This window comes from Metapseudomonas cellulosilytica, assembly GCF_049334135.1.
Taxonomy (GTDB): Bacteria; Pseudomonadota; Gammaproteobacteria; order Pseudomonadales; family Pseudomonadaceae; genus Metapseudomonas.
Map to the genome: position 1 here is coordinate 44388 of NZ_JBHZGN010000012.1, position 23022 is coordinate 67409.

Here is a 23022-nt window from a genome sequence, read left to right on the forward strand (position 1 = left end):
GAGGCACGCTCTTGGAAGCACCGCTTCCGGTGCCGATGAGCGCCTGAGCGCGAAGCGATCGGGCCGGGGCGCAGGGCGGGGGTGAGGGTAGTTTCCGACGGCACGCTGCCAATCACGGGCACTCACACCAATTTGCCAATCCGGTCCTCCCCAACCATCCACGCCCCCCTTTTTCACGACTGAAAACACCATCTGAAATTTCCCACTCCTGTTGGCGAAAGCTCCCATCGCAACCACCCAGCAAAACTCTCCATTTCGCCGAAAGCACCGCCAGCCGGCCACTGGCGCCGAACTGCCCCTCCGCCCGCCACATCCCTTCGGGCCCGTCACTAGTCCAAACAGACCATGGCGGCTGCCAGGCCGCATTTCGATAGTGGGCCACCCATCACACCCTGGCGGCCGTGGGTGCCGCCATGACCGGAGGTTGGAATGACAAAAACAACACGCCCCCTGGCAGCTGTGGCACAGATTGTCATATTGCTCGCCGTCAGCTTCGCGAGCACGCAGGCCCTGGCCGAGGTCAGCGCCGAAGAAGCCGCCCGCCTGGGCAAGGACCTGACGCCCATGGGCGCCGAGATGGCCGGAAATGCCGATGGCAGCATCCCCGCCTGGAGCGGCAAATGGCTGGGGGCACCGCCCGGAATCACCCATGCCGGCAATAGCAGCCACTACCAGGACCCCTACTCCGATGAGAAACCACTGTTCACCATCACCGCAGCCAATGTGGAGCAGTACCGGGACAAACTTTCCGATGGCCAACTGGCCCTGTTCAAGCGCTATCCGGACAGCTTCCGGATGCCGGTCTTCCCCAGCCACCGCGACTTCCGCTTCCCCGAGCGGGTAGAAGGGAACATCGCCGCCAACGCTATCAATGCCACCCTTGTCAGCGACGGCTACGGCGTCAAGGGCGCAGTCGGCGCCTCACCTTTCCCGATTCCGAAGAACGGCTACGAGTTGATGTGGAACCTCATCCTCCCCGCTCGGCCGACTCGGGAGGAGGCCGTTTACAAGATGGTCCTGACCCTGTCCAACGGCAATCAGGTATTCGAGTCGGTGGATTACAAGATACTCAACGTCTGGGACATTCCCGGGCAGACGCCGGAGAGCATCGAAGGCCGTCACGCCTATGCGCTGCTGACCACCCTCGAGCCCGCGCGCAAGAAAGGCGAGATCATCCTTTCCCAGACCTTCATCAACCCCATTCTCCAGCCCGCGCAGAGCTGGCAGTACGTGCCAGGCACCCGCCGCGTGCGCCGCGCGCCCACCATCGCCTACGACACGCCCCGTGGCGCCGGCGGCTTTCGCGTAGTGGACGAAGATCGCCTGTTCAACGGGGCCCCGGACCGCTACGAGTGGAAGCTGCTGGGTAAGCGCGAACTCTTCATTCCCTACAACAACTACGCGCTGGACCAACCCGGTGTATCGGTGGCCCAGCTGACCCGTACACGCGGGCACCTCGACCCGCAGTACATGCGCTACGAGCCGCATCGGGTTTGGGTCCTGGAGGCCACCCTGAAGCCGGGCGCGCGTCACATCTACGCGCGGCGGGTGATCTACATCGACGAAGACTCCTGGATTGGCGTGATGGCCGATAACTATGACGGCAAGGGCCTGCTCTGGCGCAGCAACATGCAAACCACTCAGTACGCCTATGATGCACAGAGTTTCCAGGCCCGGGTTGCCCTGTTCCACGACCTGATCAGCGGCGCCTACCTGGCCGACCGCCTGGTCAACGACAGCGCGCCGGCAAAGCTCAACGCCAGCACCTTCGAAGCCGATGACTTCACACCGGCCAACCTGCGCAAACTGGGCCGCTAACTCCAACGCCGCCCATGGCCGCGATGTCGGTCACCCTGTCCAGCGCCCCGGCGCTGGACAGGGTGAGCCTTGCGGAAGACGCGCCAAAATCGGGAGCGCAACCGGGTCACTGCCCATCCCGAGAAACGATCCCCGCCGGCCGAACACATGGTAGACCCGCCGGGCGACGCGCCAGCCTTCCGCGCCACGCACCCATTCGTCCTCATACTCGCCCCACATCGAATAGATCTGCCCGCGTATCGATTCAGTCCCTGGTGCACGGCGTAGAAGTGGCATCTGCCAGTAGCGCGGTCGCCGTCGACGGCAATGCGGAAGTTGTTCACGTAGTGCTGGGTGGCGCCGCAGTTGGAGCCGGTGCCCAGGTTGTGCCGCATGGCGGCGATGAGCTGGTCGACACCGCTGACGACGGTGCCGTACTGCGCATACTCGCCATGGGTGTCGGGGGTGAACACCTCGCCCATGGCCTCGAACTGCTTGCCGTGGTCGATCAGCTCGCAGTAACGCACATAGCGCTGTTCGATTTCGTGCCTGTCGATGAACGCCTGCATCGGGTCCATGGCAACCTCCTTGGCGGTGGGAAGACTGTGCAGGGCGGTGCTCAGACGCCGTAGCTGCCGTCCACCGCCAGGATCTGCCCGGTGGTGTAGCCAGCGCGGTTGGACGCGAGGAAGGCCGCGGCCTCGGCCATGCCCCAATGCTTGATGCAGAGCTTGGCCTGCACCGCGTCCTTCCACTTCTCGTCGAAGGTGCCGTCGGCCCAGAGGCGGTGGAAAATGCCAGCATCGATCACCCGCTTCTGTTGCGCGAGGTTCAATTCGCCGATCCGTGGCTGGGAGATATCGGAACCGGAGGCGATGACCAGGGTGTGGATACGCTGGTTGGCAGCGAGTTCCTGGAGCGCCGCGTTAACGGTCGCCTCGTCGCCGAGGGTCAGTTGGATCGCCTCGGCCAGGCGCTCGCAGATCGCCTGGCCCACGCCGCCTGTGGGTTCACGGACGCGCCCTCTTGTCCTCTGGCGCGGACCATCTGTAGGGGCGAATTCATTCGCCAAGGGATGCGAAGCATCCCCAGGCAAGCGTGAAGGCCGGTCCTCCGGACCGGTTGGCGAATGAATTCGCCCCTACAGAAGAGCCTGTTCCGACTCAGTGAAAAGCATTCGGCTGGCCCAGCGTGCAACGGATGCCACCCGGCAGGCCCATGCTGGCGACGCACTGGTTGCAATGGGTACAGGCGCTCTTCCAGCCTGGGCCTTGCTCGGACACACGCTGCACCAGGTGCGGGTCGTTGAGCAGGGCGCGCCCCATGGCGATGAAGTCGAAGCCCTCGGCCATGGCCCGACCCATGCTGTCAGCCGTGGCCACGCCGCCCAGGTAGACCAGCGGCATGCTCACCGCGCGACGCATCTGCCGCGCCATTTCGAGGAAGTACATCTCCTCGTACGGCATCTCGGGGAAGGACGCGCCGCCGAACCACTTCATCGCCGTGCGCTGCAGCGGGTTCTTCTCCAGCGGGATCATGTAGGGCAGCGGGCTTTCGCCACGGAACAGGAACATCGAGGTGCGGCTGACCAGCCCGCCACTCATGACGATGGCATCCAGCCCGCCCTGCTCCAGCAATTGCGCGGCGCGGCAGGATTCGTCGATACCGAGCCCGCCGGCCAGGCCGTCGCTGAGGTTGAGCTTGGCCAGCAGCGGGAAATCCTTGCCCACCGCCGCACGTACCGCCGCCAGGACCTGCAGCGGGAAGCGCATGCGGTTTTCCAGGCTGCCGCCGTAAGCATCACGACGCTTGTTCAGCAGCGGCGAGATGAACTGGCTGAGCAGGTAGCCGTGCCCCATGTGGATCTCGATGGCATCGAAGCCGGCGTCGCGTACCAGGCTGGCCGCCGAAGCGTATTCGGCCACGGTACGGGCGATGTCCGTGCTGTCCATGGCGCCGCCGAAGGGCACGCCGGAGAACACGCCGTACTGGTTGATGCAGGCGCTCGGGCCGCGCGGACGTGGAATGCCGCGCGGCTTGTTGCGGCTGAAATAGCCACAGTGCGCCAGCTGCGCGGAGAGCGCACCGCCTTCGGCATGCACGGCGGCGGCCAGACGTTGCAGCTGCGGGAAAACGCCGCTGTGCATCCACATCTGGTCGGGGAAGGTCAGGCCATCGGGCGACACGCCGCAGTAGGCCACGGTGGTCAGGCCGACGCCGCCGCGCGCCATGCCGGCATGGTGGTTGATCAGGTCGTCGCCAGGGATGCCACCGGGGCACATGCCCTCGAAGGTCGCGGTCTTGATCACGCGATTGCGCAGGGTCAGGCCGGCCAGCCTGGCGGGGCTCAGCAGCCTGTCCAGTGCATTGCTCATGTTCACTCCTGCGGTTCGAAAGGGACGAACTCCGCAACTTCCAGCTCGAACCCGGAAACAGCCTTGTAACTCACGGGGAAGCTCAACAGGCGCATCTTGCGCACGCCGACGTCACGGAGGATCTGCGCGCCGATGCCCAAGGTACGCTGCGGAAAGCTGGGCGGGCGCGGCTTTTGTCCGACCCTTTGCTGAAGCTGTTCGATAACCGAACCGGGAGTTTCCTGATGGGCCAGCAGCACGACCACGCCGGCGCCCTCCTTCGCCACCCGCGCCAGGGCGCGCTCCAGGTTCCACTGGTCGGGATGGCTGTCCAGCAGATCGCGCAGGGTTTCCACCGACTGCACCCGTACCAGGGCCGGGGTGTCGCGGCGCACCTCGCCGCGCACCAGCGCCAGGTGCAACTGCCCCTCGTAGTCGTCCAGGTAAGTGATGACGCGAAAATCGCCGTGACGGCTGCTGATGGGGTACTCGCCCGAGCGGCGGATGGTGCCTTCGTGGAGGATGCGGTAGTGGATCAGGTCGGCCACGCTGCCCAGCGGCAGGCCGTGGCGCTGGGCGAAGTCGCGCAAGGCCTGGCCGCGCGCCGGTTCGCCCTGCTCGTCGAGGATGCTCACCAGCACGGCGGCGGGCATCAGCCCGGCCAGGCGCGCCAGGTCGCAGGCGGCTTCCACATGGCCGGCGCGCTGCATCACCCCGCCGGGCTGGGCACGCAGGGGGAAAACATGGCCGGGCTGCACCAGATCGGCAGCGCCGCTGGCCGGGTCCACCGCGACGGCGATGGTGCGTGCGCGGTCGGCGGCGGAGATGCCGGTGGAAACGCCGGTGCGCGCCTCGATCGAGAGGGTGAAGCCCATGCCGTGGCGGGCCCGCGAGTTGGGCACCATGAGTTCCAGGCCGAGGGCCTGGCAGCGCTCCTCGGTGAGCGCCAGGCAGATCAGCCCGCGCGCCTCACGGGCCATGAAGTTGATGGCGGCGGCATCGGCACTGCCAGCGGCGATCACCAGCGAGCCTTCACCTTCGCCCTCGTCATCGGTCACCACCAGCATCGCACCGCTGGCCATGGCCTCGATCAGTCGTTGTGGGCTATCCATGGGCGCTCCTTTCAATTCAGCGCGTGGCGCAGGTCGGCGGCGGCGGACTCCAGGGCAGCCTGGGCCCGGGCGACGAAGGCGGCCATGCTGACGAAGCCGTGGATCATGCCTTCGCAGCGTTCGAGGCGGACCTTGACCCCCGCCTGTTCGAGGCGCCGGGCAAAGGCCTCGCCCTCGTCGCGCAGCGGGTCGTATTCGGCGCTGAGCAGCGTGGTGGGCGGCAGCCCCGCCAGATCCTCGGCACGCAGAGGGGACGCCAGGGCGTCATCGAACTGCTCCGCACGCGGCAGGTACTGCTCCCAGAACCAGCGCATCTGCTCGCGGGTAAGAAAGTAGCCCTCGGCGAATTCATGCTGCGAGGCGCTGTCGCAGCGGGCATCGATGGCCGGGTAGAACAGGCACTGCCAGGCAATCCTCGGGCCCTTGCGGATCTGCGCCAGGCGGCTTACGGCGATGGCCAGGTTGGCACCGGCACTGTCCCCGGCCAGGGCCAGGCGGCTGGCGTCGAAGCCCAGTTCGCGGGCACGTTCCACCAGGTCGCAGGTGGCGCGATAGCAGTCATGGGGAGCGGCCGGGAAGCGATGCTCCGGCGCCAGCCGGTAGGCCACCGAGACCACCACGGCGCCGGTCAGGCGGGCCAGGCTGCGGCAGAGGTTGTCGTGGGTGTCGAGGTTGCCGATGACGAAGCCGCCGCCGTGGAAGAACACCAGCAAGGGCAGGTCATTGCGGTCTTCCGGGCGATAGAGGCGCGCATCCAGCTCGCCCTCGGCGCCGGCCAGGGGCAGGTTGCGCACCTCGAACAGGCGCTCGCCGGGCATGGGCGACATCAGGTTGTCGCTGAACTGGCGGTACTGCACCGGGTCGAGCTGGCTGTAGTCCGGCTGCGGCATGTTGGCGAACTGCTGGAGCACCACGGCGATCTGGGGGTCGAGGGACATGCTGGAGCTCCTTAGGCGTCGGCCATCTGGAAGACCGGATTGGTCTCGTCGAGGAAGCTGGACAGGCGCCGTTCCAGCGCCGGTTTGAAGTTCTTGCGGGGCAGCAGCCAGAAGCGCCGGGCCTCTTCCGCCAGGCCACGGCCGATGCCGCCGGCCGCGCCGGTGATCACCGCCACCAGGCCAGGTTCGATTCGCATGGCTGAATCACCTCGTGTTGTTGTAGTGCTCGCCAGTAAAACCGTGGCGTCGGGCGGGGCCATCGTCCGATCAGACGATGCCGGAAAATGCCGGCTCCGCAGAATCCCGTAGGAATACGAGCTGCGGCGGCACGCCTGAGTCGGATGCAGCGTTCAAGGACCCCGAAGGGAGAACAAGAAGATGACGACGCTGCATCGAATCGAAGCCAAGCAGCTGGAACCCCGTTTCGCCCGTGGCTGGCACTGCCTGGGCCTGGCCGACCAGTATCGCAACGGCAAGCCCCACCGCCTGGATGCATTCGGCACCCGCCTGGTGGCGTTCGCCGGAGAGGATGGGCAGATCCGCATCCTCGACGGCTATTGCCCGCACATGGGCGCGGACCTCAGCGAAGGCTGCGTGGAAGGGGATGCCGTGCGCTGTCCGTTCCACGACTGGCGCTGGCGCGGTGACGGCGTTTGCGACGACATTCCCTACGCCAAGCGCATTCCGCCCCGGGCGAAGATCAAATCCTGGCCGGTGATGGAACAGAACAAGCTGCTGTTCGTCTGGAACGACCCGGAAGGCAATCCACCCATCGCCGAGCAGGCTATTCCCCGAATCGACCATTGCTTCAGCGACGAATGGGCCGAGTGGGAAGTGGCCGAACTGAAGATCGACACCAATTGCCGCGAGCTGATCGACAACGTGGCCGACATGGCGCACTTCGACTCGGTACACGGCACCGAGCTGACCCACTTCAGCAACAAGTTCGTCGGGCACCTGGCGATCCAGTACATGCGCGGCGGCAGCGCCCGCCTTTCCGGTGAAAGCGAACTGACCACGGTCGCCACCTACTTTGGTCCGGCCTACCAGATCACCGAGATGACCGGTGCCATGGGCGGCGTGCCGATCGAGTCCATCCTGCTCAACTGCCATGTGCCCATCGACATGCACAGCTTCACCCTGCGCTACGGCGTGCTGGTGAAGAAGGTTGCCGGCCTGACCGACGAGCAGAACCGCGCCATGGCCCAGGCCTATGTGAAACAGGCCCAGGACGCCTTCTATGAAGACGTCGCCATCTGGCACACCAAGACCCGCGTGGACAACCCGCTGCTGTGCGATGGCGATGGCCCCGTGTACCAGCTGCGCAAGTGGTACGACCAGTTCTACACCGATGTCGCCAACCTGGACGCCGCAGCGGCCGAACCCCGCTCGTTCGTTGTTCTCGACGTCACCGAGACCGCTTGACCCCTCCCTTGAGCCAATCGTCTGTCGATCAGCGGCAGACGATTTCTCTTGTGGAGAATGCCGATTCCTATGTATGAATCGGCTTATACATAAAAATAAGAAACCGGTTCAGACATGGCACAGATACTTACGCTCGACGAGTTCAGCGGAATGCTCCGCAACCTCTATCAAGGACCGCTGGAACACATTCCGTGGACCACTTTCCTCGATCAGTTGAAGAACTGCCTTTCATCCAAATACGCCACCTTCATCCTGCGCCCGCCGAGCCAGCATGTGGACGGCCTGAGTATTTCCACCATCGGCTCCTCGGCGGAGGTAACGGCCTCCTACAACCAGCACTTCTACAGCCTCGACCCCTTCGTCGGCCTGCCCAACCGCCAGGTCATCACCCTGGCCGAGTTCGTTTCGGACAGCGATTGGCAGAACTCCGAGTTCTACAAGAGCTTCATGGAGCCGGTGGACGTGTTTCACATCCTCGGTGCCGATATCACTGGCAGCGATGGCGCGCAGTGCCGCATCCGTATCTCCCGCGGCAAGAGCGATCCCCCGTTCGACCAACGCGACAAGGACCTGCTCACCCTGTTCCTGCCTCACCTTGAACAGGCGGTGATCCTGCACATGCACCTGAACCGGGTGGAGAGCGAGCGCAACCTCTATGCCGGAGCGGTGGATCAACTGGCGGTGGGGACCATCATCCTCGACCAGGACGGCAAGGTGCTGCAGAAGAATCGCCTGGCCGAACGGCTGCTGGAGGAAAAGGATGGCATCAAGCTGGTCAACGAGGGCCTGCAGGTAGGTACCGCGCGCGACAGCCAGGTCTTCCGCCAACTGGTCAAGCAGGCGCTGGCCTCGCAGAAGAGCAGCAACCCCTCGGTGGTCGAGGCCATGCGCGTGCAGCGCCCGTCCGGGCGGGCGGACCTGGGCATCATCGTCCGTTCGGTGCCGCCCAGCGCCTGGAGCGAAGGCAAGCAGTGCCCGACCGTGGTGATCTTCATCAGCGATCCGGAACAGGAGTCCAGCGCCCCGCAGGAGATCGTCAAGGCCCTGTTCGACCTGACCCCGGCCGAGGCGCAACTGGCCATGCTGCTGGCCAACGGCCTGACCCTGGACGAGGCCTCCGACGCCCTCGGCATCAGCCGCAACACCGCGCGGGCGCACCTGCGCTCGACCTTCTCCAAAACCGGGGTGACCCGCCAGACCATGCTGGTGCGGCTGATCCTCAGGAGTGTCGCCACCCTGGGGTGACGGGCGGCGGTGCTCGTTCCGCCTCCCGCTAGTCCATCCAGACGATGCCCCCGCTCCCGATGCGCGCGACCCTCTGCCAGGACACGTCACGGGAGCCCGCCATGCGCAGCCTGCCCACCATCCTGAAGACCGAACTCCTGGCCAAGAGCGACTGGTTCCAGATCGAGGCCCTGCACCTGGAATTCAGCAACGGCCAGCAACGGATCTACGAGCGCCTGCGCGGCTCCGGCTACCAGTCGGTGATCGTGGTCGCACAGCCCGACCCGGACCATGTGCTGCTGGTGCGCGAGTATGCGGTGGGCGTCGAGCAGCGGGTCCTGGGCCTGCCCAAGGGCGGCGTCGACGGCGACGAGACCCCGGAACAGGCGGCCAACCGCGAGCTCATGGAGGAAGTCGGCCTGCGTGCCAACCGCGTGCGGGAACTGGGCCTCCTGACCCTGGCGCCAGGCCACCTGTGCCACAGCTGCCGCGTGGTGCTGGCCGAAGACCTGCAGCCCTGCGCGGCCGAGGGTGACGAACCGGAACCGCTGGAGGTCATCCACGTGCCCCTTGCGCAGCTGCCGGCCCTGGTGGCCTCGGGGGAACTGCAGGAAGCACGCGCCATTGCCGCGCTGTTCATGGCACTCAGCAGGTCAGACCGGCATCTAGTCCGTTCGGACGAGGCGGCAAGTCGCAGCCCTTTCTAGTCTTGCCCCATAACAACATGTCCCTCCTGTGCAGAGGAATGATCATGAAAACAAGAAAAAAACTGTGTCTCGCCCTTGTCGTCTGCGCCTTCGCTGCCGCCTACACCGCCGTGATCATGCGCCCCCTGCCGCCGCCCCTGGCCGCCACCCAGTACTGCCCGCCCGCCTACCCCAGCTGTTTCATGCCGGTACCGACCATAGGCTCGCTATTGCCCTGATCGGGGTGCCCCGACGCCAGCGAACGCTTGCGCGCCACGCCGAGGCCCTCGCCCAGCCCGCACACCGGCCAGGCTGCCCGGCGGCCCGCGACCGGATGCCGCACAGCTGCCACGGGTTCGGCCGCCGGCTGCCCAATCCACGCGCCTTGCGGCCTGGAACCCTGGTCGCCGCCATCTGATATGGTTTTTGCCGACCTACCTGAATCTGTTTTGCCGATCAGTGCCTTCCTATAGTCCGTCTCGCCGTAACAGCCTGATGGGCACTGATCATGAGCGAGAGAATCCCGGCGCAGGTCATCGAGGTCACCCCCTCCCTGCCGCCCGCTGCAAACAAACCCCTGTCCGCTTCCAACGGACCTGTCCACACCCGCCGCTTCACCGGCTTCTATCGCGACCTGCGCCGTATCGGCGCGGGCCTGTTGTGCCTGTTGTTCTTCGGCACGCTCTGGCTGGATTGGGATGGCCGCCAGGCGGTGCTCTGGAGCCTGGAGGACAGCAAGTTCTACATCTTCGGCGCGACCTTCTGGCCGCAGGACTTCATCCTGCTCTCGGGCCTGCTGATCATCTGCGCCTTCGGTCTGTTCTTCATCACGGTGTTTGCCGGCCGCGTCTGGTGCGGCTACACCTGCCCGCAGAGCGTCTGGACCTGGATGTTCATGTGGTGCGAACAGGTCACCGAGGGCGACCGCAACCAGCGCATCAAGCTGGCCGCCGCGCCCTGGAGCGCCGGCAAGCTGCTGCGCCGCAGCGCCAAGCACAGCCTGTGGCTGGCCATCAGCGTGGCCACGGCCATCACCTTCGTCGGCTACTTCACCCCGGTGCGTGAGCTGGTGGCGAACCTCGCCACCTGGGAGGTCGGCGGCACCGCGCTGTTCTGGGTGATCTTCTTCACCGCCGCCACCTATATAAATGCAGGCTGGATGCGCGAGCAGGTGTGCATCCACATGTGTCCCTACGCGCGCTTCCAGAGCGTGATGTTCGACAAGGACACCCTGATCGTCTCCTACGACGCCGCCCGCGGCGAGTCCCGCGGCCCGCGCAAGAAGGACAGCGACCCGAAGGCCCAGGGCCTGGGCGACTGCATCGACTGCCAGATGTGCGTGCAGGTCTGCCCCACCGGCATCGACATCCGCGATGGCCTGCAGATCGCCTGCATCGGCTGCGCCGCCTGCATCGACGCCTGCGACTCGATCATGGACCGCATGGGCTACGCCCGCGGCCTGGTGGGCTACAGCTCGGAACGCGCCCTGGAGGGTGGCAGGACCCGGCTGCTGCGCCCGCGCCTGGTCGGCTACGCCATCGCCCTGCTGCTGATGATCATCGCCCTGATCTGGATGGGGAGCGCCCGCCCGCAACTGTCGGTGGACGTGATCAAGGACCGCGGCATGTTCCGCGAGAACGCCGCCGGCGAGGTCGAGAACATCTACAACCTCAAGCTGATCAACAAGACCCAGCAGGACCAGCGCTATGTCGTGGAACTGGCGGACGCCCCCGGTTTCCGCCTGCAGGGCGAGCACGAGGTGAGCATCGGCGCCGGCGAGATCCTCTCGCTGCCGGTCTCGGTGGCGCAAACCGATGACAGCGGACCGGCCGGCTCGCGTCCGCTGCGCTTCGTGGTGCGCAGCCTGGATGCGCCGGAAAACGAGGCCAGCGCCAGCAGCACCTTCGTCAGCCCGAGGCGCTGAAGCATGGCTCGTGACCGTGGCGGGGCACACGCCGAGCGCTTAGAGTTGGGCACCCACTGGCCGCTGCCCAACCAGGAAAAGATGAAGCGTTACGAGAAATTCGCCGACGAGATCGCCGAACTGATCCGCACCGGGGTGCTGGCGCCCGGACAGAAGGTGCCCTCGGTGCGCCACGCCAGCCGCACCTACGGCGTGAGCGCGTCCACGGTGTTCCAGGCCTACTACCTGCTGGAGAGCCGCGGGCTGATCATGGCCCGCGCGCGCTCCGGCTACTTCGTCTGCGAACACGTGCGCCGGCCGCTGCCCGAGCCCCAACCGGGGCCGCGGGAAGCGGCGACCACCGAGGTCGACGTCAGCGAACTGGTGTTCTCGGTCCTCAGCTCCATCAAGGACCCGGACACCGTGCCCTTCGGTTCCGCGTTCCCCAGCCCGGAACTCTTTCCCCTGCAGCGCCTGGCCCGCTCGATGGCCCATGCGGTGCGGGAGATGGACCCCCGCTCCACGGTGGCCGACATGACGCCCGGCAACCACGCCCTGCGCCGGCAGATCGCCCTACGCTACATGGTCGGCGGCCTGCCGCTGCCCATCGAGGAACTGGTGATCTGCAATGGTGCGCTCGAAGCGCTGAACCTCTGCCTGCAGGTGGTCGCCCGCCCCGGCGACCTGGTGGCCATCGAGGCGCCGGCCTTCTACGCCAGCCTGCAAGTACTGGAGCGGCTCAAACTGAAGGCGGTGGAAATCCCCGTTCACCCCCGCGACGGCATCGACCTGCAGGTGCTGGAAGACAGCCTGGAACGGCTGCCGATCAAGGCCTGCTGGTTCATGAGCAACTTCCAGAACCCGATGGGCGCCAGCCTTTCCGAGGACAAGAAGCGCCAACTGGCGGCCCTGCTGGCCAAGCATCAGGTGCCGATGATCGAGGACGATGTCTACGCCGAGCTGTATTTCGGCCAGCACGCGCCCAAGCCGGTGAAGGCCTTCGACAGCGAAGGCCTGGTCATGCATTGCAGCTCCTTCTCCAAGAGCCTGGCCCCCGGCTATCGCGTGGGCTGGGTATCCGGCGGCCGTTTCGCCGGACAGATCGAGCGGCTCAAGCTGATGACCAGCATTTCCGCCTCGGTGCCGGCCCAGGCCGCCATTGCCGACTACCTGCAGCACGGCGGTTACGACCGCCATCTGCGCAAGCTGCGCTATGCCCTGGAAAGCCAGCGCAACGCCATGCTCGCGGCGGTCGCCCGGCATTTCCCGGAAGAAACCCGCGTCAGCCGGCCGGAGGGGGGCTACTTCCTCTGGCTGGAATTCCCCGAGCAGGTGGATTCGCTACGCCTGTTCCAACTCGCCCTGGCCCAAGGGATCAGCATCGCGCCAGGTCCGATTTTTTCCGCAACACGGCGTTTCAGCCATTGCGCCCGCCTCAACTTTGGTCATCCCTGGAGCAACTCCAGCGAACAGGCAATGGAAACTCTCGGCAGAATTATTCGGTCTCTTATGGGTAATCCCTGACAGAGCTGGAGTCGCTATCGTTCGAGCTGACGGGATAATCCTGCAATGGAGCTTTCCCGTTGGCTTGTTATACTTTCAATCGTTCTTTCCGGGGTTCCCGCAAATTCGGCGTCTATTCCCGGATTAACGACAGGGTCTTTCCGTAGTGCGCAGGAAAGTGCCCGAAGTTGCGATAGTTGAACTTTTTCTTACAAGAAGGCCGTGCCAACGGCCCAGGCCGGGTGGGCTGCGGAACCTCGGCCAACGCCTCTAGACTGCCCGATTGCCATCAAGACCATTAATCAAGAAAACGGAAAAATCACGTGACGAAAGACGAACTGCGCGCCGAACTCGAGCGCCAGGCGCAACGTTACAAGGATGTATACGGCGGCGAGGTCACGACCTATGCCGCGCAAAGGGATCCTGAGCGAAAACCCTGGCGCAAAAAACCCAGCCTGCTCGACAAAAGCTTCGAAAAAGAGCTGGAAAAGATCGAAAAAGAGCTCGGCCAGGAACCCTGACAATTTGTCGCACCCTTCCAGCGGAGGGAATCACTCGTATTGATTTGCGACAACTTGCGGGTGGCATGCCGGAAACCGCTCGACGTCCGGGTCTGGGCGACGACCGGTTTTCTGGCATAATCGCCGCCCCTTCATGAGCCAGTCACACAACCTTCATGTTCGATCTATTCAGCGGGCTAGATGCCTGGCTGGTGCTGAGCCTCTGTCTCGCCCTGGCATTCGTCCTGACATTCGAATTCATCAACGGTTTCCATGACACCGCCAACGCGGTGGCTACCGTCATCTACACCAAGGCCATGTCGCCCTACCGGGCGGTGATCCTCTCAGGGATCTTCAATTTCCTTGGCGTGCTGCTGGGCGGTGTTGGCGTGGCCTATGCCATCGTCCACCTGTTGCCCGTGGAACTGCTGATCAACGTCAACACCGGCCACGGCCTGGCCATGGTGTTCAGCCTGCTCACCGCAGCGATCGCCTGGAACCTGGGCACCTGGTACTTCGGTATCCCGGCCTCCAGCTCCCACACCCTGATCGGTTCGATCCTCGGCGTCGGCCTGGCCAACGCGGTACTCACCGACCTGCCCCTGGGCGAAGGCGTGAACTGGGGCAAGGCCATCGACATCGGCCTGTCGCTGATCTTCTCCCCGGCCGCGGGTTTCATGATCGCGGCCCTGCTGCTGCTGGGCCTGAAGTGGCTGTACCCGCTGTCGAAGATGCACAAGACCCCGGAAACCCGCAAGGAACTGGACGAGAAGAAGCATCCGCCCTTCTGGAACCGACTGGTGCTGGTGCTTTCCGCCATGGCCGTGAGCTTCGTGCACGGTTCCAACGACGGTCAGAAAGGCATCGGCCTGATCATGCTGGTGCTGATCGGCATCGTTCCCGCCAAGTTCGTGCTCGACCTCAACAGCACCACCTACCAGATCGAGCGCACCCGCGATGCGGCCACTCACCTGAGCCAGTTCTACCAGCGCCACACCGATACCCTCGGCGAGATGCTGGCGCTCGGCAAGAGCAACGGCAGCGAGATGCCGCAGCTCTATCGTTGCGATCCGAAGCAGACCGAGCCGACCATCGCCGCCCTGCTCAAGGTGCTGAACGGAGTCGCCAGCTACAACGACCTGAGCGATGACACCCGCGTGCAGGTACGCCGTTACCTGCTCTGCCTGGACGACACCGCGAAGAAGGTGGGCAAGCTCTCCGAACTGCCGGCGCGTGAAAAGGCCGACCTGGAGAAGCTGCGCAAGGACCTGACCGCCACCACCGAATACGCCCCGTTCTGGGTGATCCTGGCGGTGGCCCTGGCCCTGGGCATCGGCACCATGGTCGGCTGGAAGCGCGTGGTGCGCACCGTCGGCGAGAAGATCGGCAAGCAGGGCATGTCCTATGCCCAGGGCATGAGCGCGCAGATCACCGCCGCCTGCGCCATCGGCATGGCCAACATCTACAGCCTGCCGGTGTCCACCACCCACGTGCTGTCCTCCGGCGTCGCCGGCACCATGGTCGCCAACAAGAGCGGCCTGCAGGGCAGCACCGTGCGCAACATCCTGATGGCCTGGATCCTTACCCTGCCCACCTCGATGGCGCTCTCCGCCGGTCTGTTCTGGCTGGCCAATACCTTTATCGTCTGATCTGGACGAGCATGAAAAAGGGCGCCTTGTGGCGCCCTTTTTCGTTCTGGACTCTGGCTGGGTAGGGTGGGCTTCAGCCCACCAATGGAACTCAGCCGTGTAGGGTGGATAGCGCTTTTCTATCCACCAGCGAGGCCACGCAAGGCACCGATGGTGGAAATCCCCAAAGGGATTTCCACCCTACGCGCTGCCCCCTGGTGACTCGAAGGGCAGCCCTTCGGCCTGCTTGGCGAATGAATTCGCCCCTACAAGGACGCGCCCTGCCGTCCCTCAGCGGCGCTTGCTGCCCCCCAGCAGCGAGCCCATCAGCCCGCGTACCAGTTGCCGGCCCAGTTGGTTGGCAGCCTGGCGCACCGCCGTTTTCATGGCCTGACTGGCGAAAGTGCCAAGCAGCTCGCCCGCCAGGTCGCCCATGCCGGGCTGGCTCGCCGCCGGCTTGCCACCGCGCGGCTCGGGCTCCTCGACCGGCTTCCGGGCTGCTCGGGCGGTGAGCATTTCATAAGCGGACTCACGGTCGATGGCCTTGTCGTAATGGCCGGCCTGGGGCGAATTGCGCACCAGGGCAGCTCGCTCGGTCTCGTTCAGCGGGCCGATGCGCGATTGCGGCGGGGCGATAGCCACGCGCCGGACCATGGCCGGCGTGCCCTTTTCTTCCAGGGTGCCCACCAGGGCTTCACCTATGCCCAGTTCGGTGAGCACGGCCAGGGTGTCCAAAGCCGGGTTCGGGCGGAAACCGTCGGCCACCGCGCGCAGGGCCTTCTGCTCCTTCGCAGTGAAGGCGCGCAAGCCATGCTGGATGCGCAGCCCGAGCTGGGCCAGCACGTCGTCCGGCAGGTCGCTGGGAGACTGGGTGACGAAGTAGACGCCAACGCCCTTGGAGCGGATCAGCCGCACCACTTGCTCCAGGCGCTCCTGCAATGCCTTCGGGGTATCGGCGAACAACAGGTGGGCCTCGTCGAAGAACAGCGCCAGCACCGGCTTGTCGGCATCACCGCGTTCGGGTAGTTGCTCGAAGAGCTCGGCCAGCAGCCATAGCAGGAAGGTGGCGTAGACCTTGGGCGCTTCGTGGACCAGCCGGCTGGCATCCAGCAGGTGGATGCGCCCGCGACCGTCGCGGTCGGGCTGGAGGATGTCCTCCAACTGCAGCGCCGGCTCGCCAAAAAGCGCCTCGGCCCCCTGCTGCTCCAGCGTTGCCAGGCGCCGCAACAGGGCCTGGGCGGAAGCGCCGGCGAACAGGGCGCGGTCCTCGCCGAGGAGGTCCGGATTGGCCTTGAGGTGGTTGAGCAGGGCCTTGAGGTCCTTGAGATCGAGCAGTAGCAGGCCTTCGCGGTCGGCCACCTGGAAGGCGGCATAGAGCGCGGCCTGCTGGCTGTCGGTGAGCTCCAGCAGGTTGCCCAGTAGCAGTGGCCCCATCTCGGAGAGGGTGGTGCGCAGCGGGTGGCCGGACTGGCCGGCGACGTCCCAGAGGGTGACGGGATAGGCCCGTGGCTGATGGCCGAGCCAGGGCATGGCGGCAATGCGTTCGGCCACCTTGCCCTGGGGATTGCCCGCAGCGCCGAGGCCGCAGAGATCGCCCTTGATATCCGCGGCGAACACGGCGACACCGGCGTCGCTGAAGGCCTCCGCCAGGCGCTGCAGCGTCACCGTCTTGCCGGTGCCGGTGGCACCGGCGACCAGGCCATGGCGGTTGGCCAGTTTCATGGCCTGGGAAACGGCATTGCCCGCAGGGTCAGCGCCAAGAATCAGGGAAAGTTGCTCGGGCATTTTGCCTTCCTCGGATTAAAGCTTTCACAGGACCGCGCCGATAACTAAACCGACGTTTCTACTCAGTTTTTCTGCACTTGAGTGCCATGAAAGACTGGTGCCTGACCCAACCGGACGCAAGCAAACATGATCAAAAACCTCAGGTTCAGCCACAAGATCCTGCTGGCCGCCTCGCTGGTGGTAATCGCAGCCTTCTCGTTGTTCACCCTGTACAACGATTACCTGCAAAGGAATGCGCTCCGTGACGACCTGCAAAACTATCTGCAGGAAATGGGCGATGTGACCGCCAGCAACATCCAGAACTGGCTTTCCGGCCGGATCCTGCTGGTGGAGAGCGTGGCCGAATCCCTCGCCGCCAATCCCTCGGACGAGGCGGTGCCGGCCCTGCTGCAACAGCGCGCGCTGACCTCCACCTTCGCCTTCACCTACTTCGGGGCCCAGGACGGCAAGTTCACCATGCGCCCGGACAGCCCGATGCCGGACGGCTATGACCCGCGCACCCGCCCCTGGTACCAGGGCGCCAAGAGCGCCGGCGGCACCACCCTCACCGAACCTTACGTGGACGCCGCCACCGGTCATCTGATCATGACCATCGCCACGCCGGTGCAGTCCCTGGGCGTCGCCGGTGGCGATCTGGGTCTCGATACCCTGGTGAAGATCATCAACGCCCTGGACTTCCGCGGCACGGGCCACGCCTTCCTGGTCAGCGCCGACGGCAAGATCCTGGTGCACCCGAACAAGGACATGGTGATGAAGACCCTGCGGGACGCCTTCCCGCGGAACACCCCGGCCATCGGCAGCGGCTTCAGCGAAGTGGAGTTGGATGGCGCCACACACATCGTCACCTTCACTCCGATCAAGGGCCTGCCCTCGGTCAACTGGTACCTCGGCCTGTCGATCGACAAGGGCAAGGCCTACAGCCTGCTCAGCGAGTTCCGCGCCTCGGCCATCATTGCCACCCTGATCGCCGTGGTGCTCATCATCATGCTGCTGGGCATGCTGATCCGCGTGCTGATGCAACCGCTGCACACCATGGGCCGCGCCATGCAGGACATCGCCCAGGGCGAAGGCGACCTGACCCGCCGCCTGGCCATTCACGCCCAGGACGAGTTCGGCGAACTGGCCAGCGCCTTCAACCGCTTCGTCGAGCGGATCCACGGTTCCATCCGCGAAGTGTCCTCGGCCACCACCCAGGTCAACCAGGTGGCACGCCTGGTGCTCAGCGCCTCCAACTCCTCGATGAGCAACTCCGACGAGCAGGCCAACCGCACCAACAGCGTGGCCGCGGCGATCAACGAGCTGGGCGCCGCCGCCCAGGAGATCGCCCGCAATGCCGCCGACGCCTCGCACCAGGCCTCCTCCGCCCGCACCCTGGCCGAGGACGGCCGCCAGGTGGTGGAACGCACCATCGCCGCGATGAACGAGCTGTCCGGGAAGATCCGCGCCTCCTGCGGCAACATCGAAACGCTGAACAGCAAGACGGTGAACATCGGCCAGATCCTCGAAGTGATCAAGGGCATCTCCGAGCAGACCAACCTGCTGGCCCTCAACGCCGCCATCGAAGCCGCCCGCGCCGGTGAAGCCGGCCGGGGCTTCGCGGTGGTGGCAGACGAGGTGCGCAACCTGGCCCACCGCACCCAGGAGTCGGCCCAGGAAATCCAGCAGATGATCGAGGAGCTGCAGGTCGGCGCCCGCGAGGCGGTCAGCACCATGACCGAGAGCCAGCGTTACAGCGAAGAGAGCGTGGCCATCGCCAACCAGGCCGGCGAGCGCCTGGGCAGCGTGACCCAGCGCATCGGCGAGATCGACGGCATGAACCAGTCGGTGGCCACCGCCACCGAGGAACAGACCGCCGTGGTCGACTCGCTGAACATGGACATCACCGAGATCAACACCCTCAACCAGGAGGGCGTGGAGAACCTCCAGGCCACCCTGCGCGCCTGCGCCGACCTCGACCAGCAGGCCGCGCGCCTGCAGCAACTGGTGGGGAGCTTCCGGATCTGACGCAGGGGAGCCTCGCGTAGGGTGGACCACGCTCTTGCGGTCCACCGATCGTCGTTCGGCATGGCGCCGCTGGTGGATAAAAAGAGCGTTATCCACCCTACGAAACTGAGTCAGGACCGTAGGTTGGCGCCGAGCCTGCGAGGCCCAACGGTCCTGGTTTCAGCTCCGCGTGTTGGGCTTCGCTTCGCTCAGCACCAACCTACAAGAGCCGTCCCCAGCTAAACCGGAAAGGCGCCCTAGGGCGCCTTCTTCTTTTCTTCCTCTTCCTGCACCTTGCGCCACAACTCGGCTGCACCGGGAAACTCGGTGCCATTGTCCTCGCCGAGCTCATCCGGGTCATAGCGTCGTACGCAGCCCTCGCCCAGGATGGGCGGCGGGCTGGAGGTAGCGCGGTCGCGTGGATCGGCCATGGGCGGGTTCCTCAGACTTCAGGGGGCTGGCCGGCTTCGTGCCGGGCGAAGGCCTTGACCGCGCGCAGCACATCGCGGCGGCTGATCTGACCGACCAACCTGCCGTCTTCCACCACCGGGAAGCGCCGGCGCTTGTCGCGCAGGAAGCGCTGGCACAGGTCGATGATGTCTGCCTCCGGCGAAATGGATTCCACCGGGGTGGACATGTAGCCGCTGACGCTGCCGCCAGCAGCTTCGCGGCAGGCGCCCGAAAGTACAGCGCGCAGGCAGTCGCCTTCGGAGATCATGCCGATCAGATGGCCCTGGGAGTCCACCACCGGCGCGCCGGATATGTGGTGCTCCAGCAGGCGGTCGATGGCATCTAGAAGGTCGGTGTCGGACCTGAAGGTCACCAGATGGTGACTCATGCAGTCACGCACCCTGATGGACTTGAGCATGGGCGGGCTCCTCTGCCGATGGACCGGCGCGGGTGCCCGCCAACGGCATCAGTTGAACACGACGGTCTTGTTGTCGTGGACCAGCACCCGGTCTTCAAGGTGATAGCGTAGCCCACGGGACAGGACCATCTTCTCCACGTCCTTGCCGAAACGGACCATGTCCTCGACGCTGTCGCGATGGCTCACCCGCACCACGTCCTGCTCGATGATGGGGCCGGCATCCAGTTCCTCGGTGACGTAGTGGCACGTGGCGCCGATCAGCTTCACGCCGCGCAGCGATGCCTGGTGATAGGGCTTGGCGCCGACGAAGGACGGCAGGAAGCTGTGGTGAATGTTGATCACCTGGTGGGCATAGCGCTGGCAGAGTTCGGGCGGAAGGATCTGCATGTAGCGGGCGAGCACCACGGTATCGGCGTTGTGCTCCTCCACCAGGCGGGAGACCTGGTCGAAGGCCGGCTGCTTGTCCTTCGGATCCACCGGCACATGGAAGTAAGGGATGCCGTGCCATTCCACCATGCTGCGCAGATCGTCGTGGTTGGCGATCACACAGGGAATCTCGCAGTCCAGCTCGCCGCTGTGCCAACGGTGCAGCAGGTCGGCCAGGCAGTGGGAATCGCGGCTGGCCATCAGCACCACGCGTTTCTTCACTTCGGAGTCGGTCACTCGCCATTCCATGGAGAACTCACGGGCGATGGGGGCGAACGCCTGGCGGAAACCGTCGAGATCGAACGGCAGGGAATCGGCCCGGATCTCATGGCGCATGAAGAACCAGCCGCTCTGATTATCCGAGTGGTGGCTGGCTTCGGTGATCCAGCCGTTATAGGTAGCCAGGAAGTTGCTGACCTTGGCTACGATGCCGACGCCGTCCGGACAGGCAATCACCAGACGAAATGTGCGCATGGGGGAACACTCCAGAGACTTCGCAAAGGCGGCCATTCTAGCCAGTGCGCGAGAAAACTTCAGTAACCTCGTAGCCTGGAGGGGATTACCGGCGCTCTCCTACAACTCGCCGCGCACAACTAAGGGGCGCCAGACCGCTGATATAGCGGCCTTCGCAGCGCAATTATGCGTTGGCGCGGGAGCGGGACTAATATGAGATAAAAGAAGCCACCATCAATGGGAACAAAAGTTTTCCTGCTTATTTACTTGCGGTTTATCGCTGTCTATTATTGCTGACACTTCGTAAACACAAGTCACCACCAGATTCCAACAAGGGACGCCGACATGTCGCTGATCAACGAATACCGGGCAACGGAAGAAGCCATCAAAGAGCTCCAAGAGCGCCTGAAGAACCTGTCCCAGGACGACAAGCTCAAGAAAGAACTGGAATTTGAAGGCAAACTGCGCACGCTGATGGGCGAATACCAGAAGTCCCTGCGTGACATCATTGCCCTGCTCGACCCCGATGCCCGCACCAGCAAGCTGCCGCGCGCCGCCAAGGCCGCCAGCACCGGCAGCAAGCGTGCCCGCAAGGTCAAGCAGTACAAGAACCCCGAGACCGGTGAAGTCATCGAGACCAAAGGCGGCAACCACAAGACCCTGAAAGAGTGGAAAGCCAAGTGGGGCGCCGACACCGTCGAGAGCTGGGCCACGATTCTGGGCTAAGCCTCGCGCAATAGAAAGAACGCCAGCAACCGCTGGCGTTTTTTATTGGCCCGGACTTAAGCCCGGAAAGTTTTTCGGCCGCGTTCACACCCCGAAGCGGCGGCCCAGTTCCATGGCATATCCGCGCCATTCCTGCAACACCGCATGTTGTGCCGGCTCAGTCTTTGCCAGCAATTCATCCAGTACCTGGAAAAAACTCGCCAGGGTATTAGGCGCGCCGAATTCCGGGCTCTTCAGCCGATTTCGACAAAATTCCAACCAACGCCCCTGCTCTGACTCCGACAAAGTTTCAGGGAAGTTTCTGGCGCGGTAGCGAAACAGCAATTCCGGCAGGCGCGGGTCGTCGAATGGCCAGTTCTCCCGCGACAGCTGCTGCGGATCGGCACGCCGTACTTGTTCGCAGAGCCGGCGATCACGGTCACCGAGGAATCCGTCGTACAACTGCTGCTCCGGATCATCCAGCGAGGAGAATTCCTCTTGCGCATAAATGACCGGCAACTTGGCTTGCCAGAGGGCGGCGTGCTCAGTGAGCAGGGCTGCGCGATGCCGGCACAGGTCGAGATCGACGCCCAGGCGCTGTCGATCGGCCTCGCGCATCACCGTCAGGGGCGCCACCACCGGGCAGCGATTGATATGCAGCAGCTTGAGCGGCACCGGCAGTTCACCCTCCGCCAGTTCGTCGCGACGGGTATAGAGCCGCTGGCGCAGGGTATCGCCATCCAGGTCCAGGAGCGGCGCCGGGTCGGCCTGCAGGTCAAGCACGATCAGTGCGTTGCGATTGCGCGGGTGCCAGGCCAGCGGCAGTACCACCGCCAGGTAATGCCGCTCGCCGGAGAAGCGCCCGGATATGTGCACCAGCGGCTGCAGCAGCCGCACCTGCTCCTGCACCTTGTGCTTGCTGCGCAGCTGATAGAGGTAGTCGAACAGTTTCGACTGGCGCTGGCGCAGCAGGCGCGCCAGCGCGATGGTCGCGCGCACGTCCGACAGCGCGTCGTGGGCCTGGCCGTGGTCGATGCCGTTGGCTGCGGTGAGCAGCTCCAGGCGCAGGCTGACGCGACCATCCTGCTGCGGCCATTCGATCCCCTCGGGACGCAATGCATAGGCGGTGCGGACCAGGTCGATCAGGTCCCAGCGGCTGTTGCCGCCCTGCCATTCGCGGGCGTAGGGGTCGTAGAAATTGCGGTAGAGGCTGTAGCGCGTGACCTCATCGTCGAAGCGCAGGCTGTTGTAGCCGGCGCCGCAGGTGCCCGGCAGTGCCAGCTCGGCGTGCACCCGATGCATGAACTCCGCTTCCCCCAGCCCTTTCGCCGCCAGGGTGGAGGGCAGGATTCCGGTAACCAGGCAGGCGGCCGGATGCGGCAGGATGTCATCGCTGGGCTTGCAGTAGAGATTGATCGGCTCGCCGATCTCGTTGAGCGCCTCGTCGGTACGGATTCCGGCCACCTGCAGCGGCCGGTCGCAGCGGGGATTGATCCCGGTGGTTTCGTAGTCGTGCCAGAAAATGCTGGAAGTCACGGCGTTCCCCTTGTACGTGAGGCCGGCAGTCTAACACCGGGCTGCACCTCTCAACGGCGCCGAACGCGCGGGGAAATTTCGCCTTCGGCCCCGCTTGCTGCGTACTTTCCGGCGCGCCTAGAATCGCGCCTCCGCACGCTCGCCTCGACAAGGACTGACCGACATGCCCGTGCCTCATGCCGCTTTCGGATGCGCC

22 protein-coding genes are annotated in these 23022 nt (G+C 64.9%); 11 read left to right on the plus strand and 11 right to left on the minus strand.

The features are described 5' to 3' along the window. Nucleotides 1-429: 429 nt before the first annotated feature. Nucleotides 430-1818: a DUF1329 domain-containing protein gene (locus ACFW0H_RS16515; protein ID WP_422914953.1), complete on the plus strand. Its 1389-nt coding sequence runs from the start codon at nt 430-432 to the stop codon at nt 1816-1818. On the opposite strand, the gene ACFW0H_RS16520 is transcribed toward ACFW0H_RS16515, so the two are convergent. The 6 genes from ACFW0H_RS16520 to ACFW0H_RS16545 form a co-directional block, all read right to left on the minus strand. Next, a complete protein-coding gene (locus tag ACFW0H_RS16520; protein WP_422914954.1) occupies nt 1815-2375 on the minus strand; it encodes a nuclear transport factor 2 family protein in 561 nt (186 codons plus the stop codon). The two genes, ACFW0H_RS16515 and ACFW0H_RS16520, sit on opposite strands and share 4 nt — an antisense overlap. Before the next feature lie 41 nt (nt 2376-2416). Then, entirely contained in the window at nt 2417-2794 is a 378-nt protein-coding gene (locus tag ACFW0H_RS16525; RefSeq protein WP_422914955.1) for a hypothetical protein, read from the minus strand. 166 nt (nt 2795-2960) lie between these two features. Next, complete coding sequence (locus ACFW0H_RS16530) at nt 2961-4172, minus strand: NADH:flavin oxidoreductase (RefSeq protein ID WP_422914956.1); 1212 nt, start codon at nt 4170-4172, stop codon at nt 2961-2963. Between the two features lie 2 nt (nt 4173-4174). Continuing rightward, entirely contained in the window at nt 4175-5263 is a 1089-nt protein-coding gene (ribB, locus tag ACFW0H_RS16535; protein WP_422914957.1) for a 3,4-dihydroxy-2-butanone-4-phosphate synthase, read from the minus strand. An 11-nt stretch (nt 5264-5274) separates the two neighbouring features. Further along, the gene (locus ACFW0H_RS16540) at nt 5275-6201 is read right to left on the minus strand and encodes an alpha/beta hydrolase (RefSeq protein ID WP_422914958.1); all 927 of its coding nucleotides are present in this window, start codon (nt 6199-6201) and stop codon (nt 5275-5277) included. 11 nt (nt 6202-6212) lie between these two features. Continuing rightward, the gene (locus ACFW0H_RS16545; protein ID WP_422914959.1) at nt 6213-6398 is read right to left on the minus strand and encodes a hypothetical protein; all 186 of its coding nucleotides are present in this window, start codon (nt 6396-6398) and stop codon (nt 6213-6215) included. Nucleotides 6399-6579: 181 nt separating this feature from the next. Between ACFW0H_RS16545 and ACFW0H_RS16550 the strand changes: the two genes are divergently transcribed. The 8 genes from ACFW0H_RS16550 (at nt 6580) to ACFW0H_RS16585 (ending at nt 15091) form a co-directional block, all read left to right on the plus strand. Then, nucleotides 6580-7626: a Rieske 2Fe-2S domain-containing protein gene (locus tag ACFW0H_RS16550; protein WP_422914960.1), complete on the plus strand. Its 1047-nt coding sequence runs from the start codon at nt 6580-6582 to the stop codon at nt 7624-7626. Between the two features lie 114 nt (nt 7627-7740). After that, on the plus strand, nt 7741-8871 hold the full coding sequence (locus ACFW0H_RS16555) for a helix-turn-helix transcriptional regulator (protein WP_422914961.1): 1131 nt from the start codon (nt 7741-7743) through the stop codon (nt 8869-8871). 101 nt (nt 8872-8972) lie between these two features. Continuing rightward, entirely contained in the window at nt 8973-9557 is a 585-nt protein-coding gene (gene nudE / locus ACFW0H_RS16560) for an ADP compounds hydrolase NudE (RefSeq protein WP_422914962.1), read from the plus strand. Nucleotides 9558-9601: 44 nt separating this feature from the next. Continuing rightward, nucleotides 9602-9775 carry a hypothetical protein gene (locus tag ACFW0H_RS16565; protein WP_422914963.1) on the plus strand — a complete coding sequence of 58 codons (174 nt, stop codon included), beginning with the start codon at nt 9602-9604 and terminating at the stop codon, nt 9773-9775. A 269-nt stretch (nt 9776-10044) separates the two neighbouring features. After that, a complete protein-coding gene (gene ccoG / locus ACFW0H_RS16570) occupies nt 10045-11460 on the plus strand; it encodes a cytochrome c oxidase accessory protein CcoG (protein ID WP_422914964.1) in 1416 nt (471 codons plus the stop codon). 81 nt (nt 11461-11541) lie between these two features. Continuing rightward, nucleotides 11542-12963 carry a GntR family transcriptional regulator MpaR gene (gene mapR, locus ACFW0H_RS16575; protein WP_422915089.1) on the plus strand — a complete coding sequence of 474 codons (1422 nt, stop codon included), beginning with the start codon at nt 11542-11544 and terminating at the stop codon, nt 12961-12963. Nucleotides 12964-13265: 302 nt separating this feature from the next. After that, nucleotides 13266-13463, plus strand: coding sequence for a hypothetical protein (locus tag ACFW0H_RS16580; RefSeq protein ID WP_069082487.1), 198 nt, complete (start codon nt 13266-13268; stop codon nt 13461-13463). Nucleotides 13464-13618: 155 nt separating this feature from the next. Further along, the gene (locus tag ACFW0H_RS16585; protein WP_422914965.1) at nt 13619-15091 is read left to right on the plus strand and encodes an inorganic phosphate transporter; all 1473 of its coding nucleotides are present in this window, start codon (nt 13619-13621) and stop codon (nt 15089-15091) included. A 270-nt stretch (nt 15092-15361) separates the two neighbouring features. Here ACFW0H_RS16585 and ACFW0H_RS16590 read toward each other — a convergent pair whose 3' ends face one another. Continuing rightward, on the minus strand, nt 15362-16855 hold the full coding sequence (locus ACFW0H_RS16590) for a helicase HerA-like domain-containing protein (RefSeq protein ID WP_422914966.1): 1494 nt from the start codon (nt 16853-16855) through the stop codon (nt 15362-15364). A 126-nt stretch (nt 16856-16981) separates the two neighbouring features. Here ACFW0H_RS16590 and ACFW0H_RS30165 point away from each other — a divergent pair, with 126 nt between their 5' ends. Next, a complete protein-coding gene (locus ACFW0H_RS30165; RefSeq protein WP_459077310.1) occupies nt 16982-18859 on the plus strand; it encodes a methyl-accepting chemotaxis protein in 1878 nt (625 codons plus the stop codon). A gap of 236 nt (nt 18860-19095) precedes the next feature. Here ACFW0H_RS30165 and ACFW0H_RS16605 read toward each other — a convergent pair whose 3' ends face one another. Genes ACFW0H_RS16605 through purU form a run of 3 tightly spaced genes read right to left on the minus strand, consistent with a single transcriptional unit; the run spans nt 19096 to nt 20606 of the window. Continuing rightward, nucleotides 19096-19269: a hypothetical protein gene (locus ACFW0H_RS16605; RefSeq protein ID WP_422914967.1), complete on the minus strand. Its 174-nt coding sequence runs from the start codon at nt 19267-19269 to the stop codon at nt 19096-19098. Between the two features lie 11 nt (nt 19270-19280). Continuing rightward, on the minus strand, nt 19281-19706 hold the full coding sequence (locus ACFW0H_RS16610) for a CBS domain-containing protein (protein ID WP_422914968.1): 426 nt from the start codon (nt 19704-19706) through the stop codon (nt 19281-19283). Between the two features lie 48 nt (nt 19707-19754). Continuing rightward, the gene (gene purU, locus ACFW0H_RS16615; protein ID WP_422914969.1) at nt 19755-20606 is read right to left on the minus strand and encodes a formyltetrahydrofolate deformylase; all 852 of its coding nucleotides are present in this window, start codon (nt 20604-20606) and stop codon (nt 19755-19757) included. A 324-nt stretch (nt 20607-20930) separates the two neighbouring features. Between purU and mvaT the strand changes: the two genes are divergently transcribed. Next, nucleotides 20931-21311 carry a histone-like nucleoid-structuring protein MvaT gene (gene mvaT / locus ACFW0H_RS16620; RefSeq protein WP_422914970.1) on the plus strand — a complete coding sequence of 127 codons (381 nt, stop codon included), beginning with the start codon at nt 20931-20933 and terminating at the stop codon, nt 21309-21311. An 84-nt stretch (nt 21312-21395) separates the two neighbouring features. On the opposite strand, the gene sbcB is transcribed toward mvaT, so the two are convergent. Next, nucleotides 21396-22826 (minus strand): exodeoxyribonuclease I, encoded by a 1431-nt coding sequence (gene sbcB, locus ACFW0H_RS16625; protein ID WP_422914971.1) that lies wholly within the window; start codon nt 22824-22826, stop codon nt 21396-21398. Nucleotides 22827-23022: the final 196 nt, after the last annotated feature.

What these genes read in the sequence shown, in the direction of transcription:
- ACFW0H_RS16565 (WP_422914963.1), top strand. Translation starts at nt 9,602, where the DNA reads ATGAAAACAAGAAAAAAACTGTGTCTCGCCCTTGTCGTCTGCGCCTTC.
- ACFW0H_RS30165 (WP_459077310.1), top strand. Translation starts at nt 16,982, where the DNA reads ATGATCAAAAACCTCAGGTTCAGCCACAAGATCCTGCTGGCCGCCTCG.
- ACFW0H_RS16515 (WP_422914953.1), top strand. Translation starts at nt 430, where the DNA reads ATGACAAAAACAACACGCCCCCTGGCAGCTGTGGCACAGATTGTCATA.
- ACFW0H_RS16610 (WP_422914968.1), bottom strand. Translation starts at nt 19,706, where the DNA reads ATGCTCAAGTCCATCAGGGTGCGTGACTGCATGAGTCACCATCTGGTG.
- ACFW0H_RS16555 (WP_422914961.1), top strand. Translation starts at nt 7,741, where the DNA reads ATGGCACAGATACTTACGCTCGACGAGTTCAGCGGAATGCTCCGCAAC.
- ACFW0H_RS16520 (WP_422914954.1), bottom strand. Translation starts at nt 2,375, where the DNA reads ATGGACCCGATGCAGGCGTTCATCGACAGGCACGAAATCGAACAGCGC.
- mvaT (WP_422914970.1), top strand. Translation starts at nt 20,931, where the DNA reads ATGTCGCTGATCAACGAATACCGGGCAACGGAAGAAGCCATCAAAGAG.
- ACFW0H_RS16530 (WP_422914956.1), bottom strand. Translation starts at nt 4,172, where the DNA reads ATGAGCAATGCACTGGACAGGCTGCTGAGCCCCGCCAGGCTGGCCGGC.
- ACFW0H_RS16540 (WP_422914958.1), bottom strand. Translation starts at nt 6,201, where the DNA reads ATGTCCCTCGACCCCCAGATCGCCGTGGTGCTCCAGCAGTTCGCCAAC.
- ccoG (WP_422914964.1), top strand. Translation starts at nt 10,045, where the DNA reads ATGAGCGAGAGAATCCCGGCGCAGGTCATCGAGGTCACCCCCTCCCTG.
- purU (WP_422914969.1), bottom strand. Translation starts at nt 20,606, where the DNA reads ATGCGCACATTTCGTCTGGTGATTGCCTGTCCGGACGGCGTCGGCATC.
- ribB (WP_422914957.1), bottom strand. Translation starts at nt 5,263, where the DNA reads ATGGATAGCCCACAACGACTGATCGAGGCCATGGCCAGCGGTGCGATG.
- ACFW0H_RS16550 (WP_422914960.1), top strand. Translation starts at nt 6,580, where the DNA reads ATGACGACGCTGCATCGAATCGAAGCCAAGCAGCTGGAACCCCGTTTC.
- ACFW0H_RS16590 (WP_422914966.1), bottom strand. Translation starts at nt 16,855, where the DNA reads ATGCCCGAGCAACTTTCCCTGATTCTTGGCGCTGACCCTGCGGGCAAT.
- ACFW0H_RS16545 (WP_422914959.1), bottom strand. Translation starts at nt 6,398, where the DNA reads ATGCGAATCGAACCTGGCCTGGTGGCGGTGATCACCGGCGCGGCCGGC.
- mapR (WP_422915089.1), top strand. Translation starts at nt 11,542, where the DNA reads ATGAAGCGTTACGAGAAATTCGCCGACGAGATCGCCGAACTGATCCGC.
- ACFW0H_RS16585 (WP_422914965.1), top strand. Translation starts at nt 13,619, where the DNA reads ATGTTCGATCTATTCAGCGGGCTAGATGCCTGGCTGGTGCTGAGCCTC.
- ACFW0H_RS16605 (WP_422914967.1), bottom strand. Translation starts at nt 19,269, where the DNA reads ATGGCCGATCCACGCGACCGCGCTACCTCCAGCCCGCCGCCCATCCTG.
- nudE (WP_422914962.1), top strand. Translation starts at nt 8,973, where the DNA reads ATGCGCAGCCTGCCCACCATCCTGAAGACCGAACTCCTGGCCAAGAGC.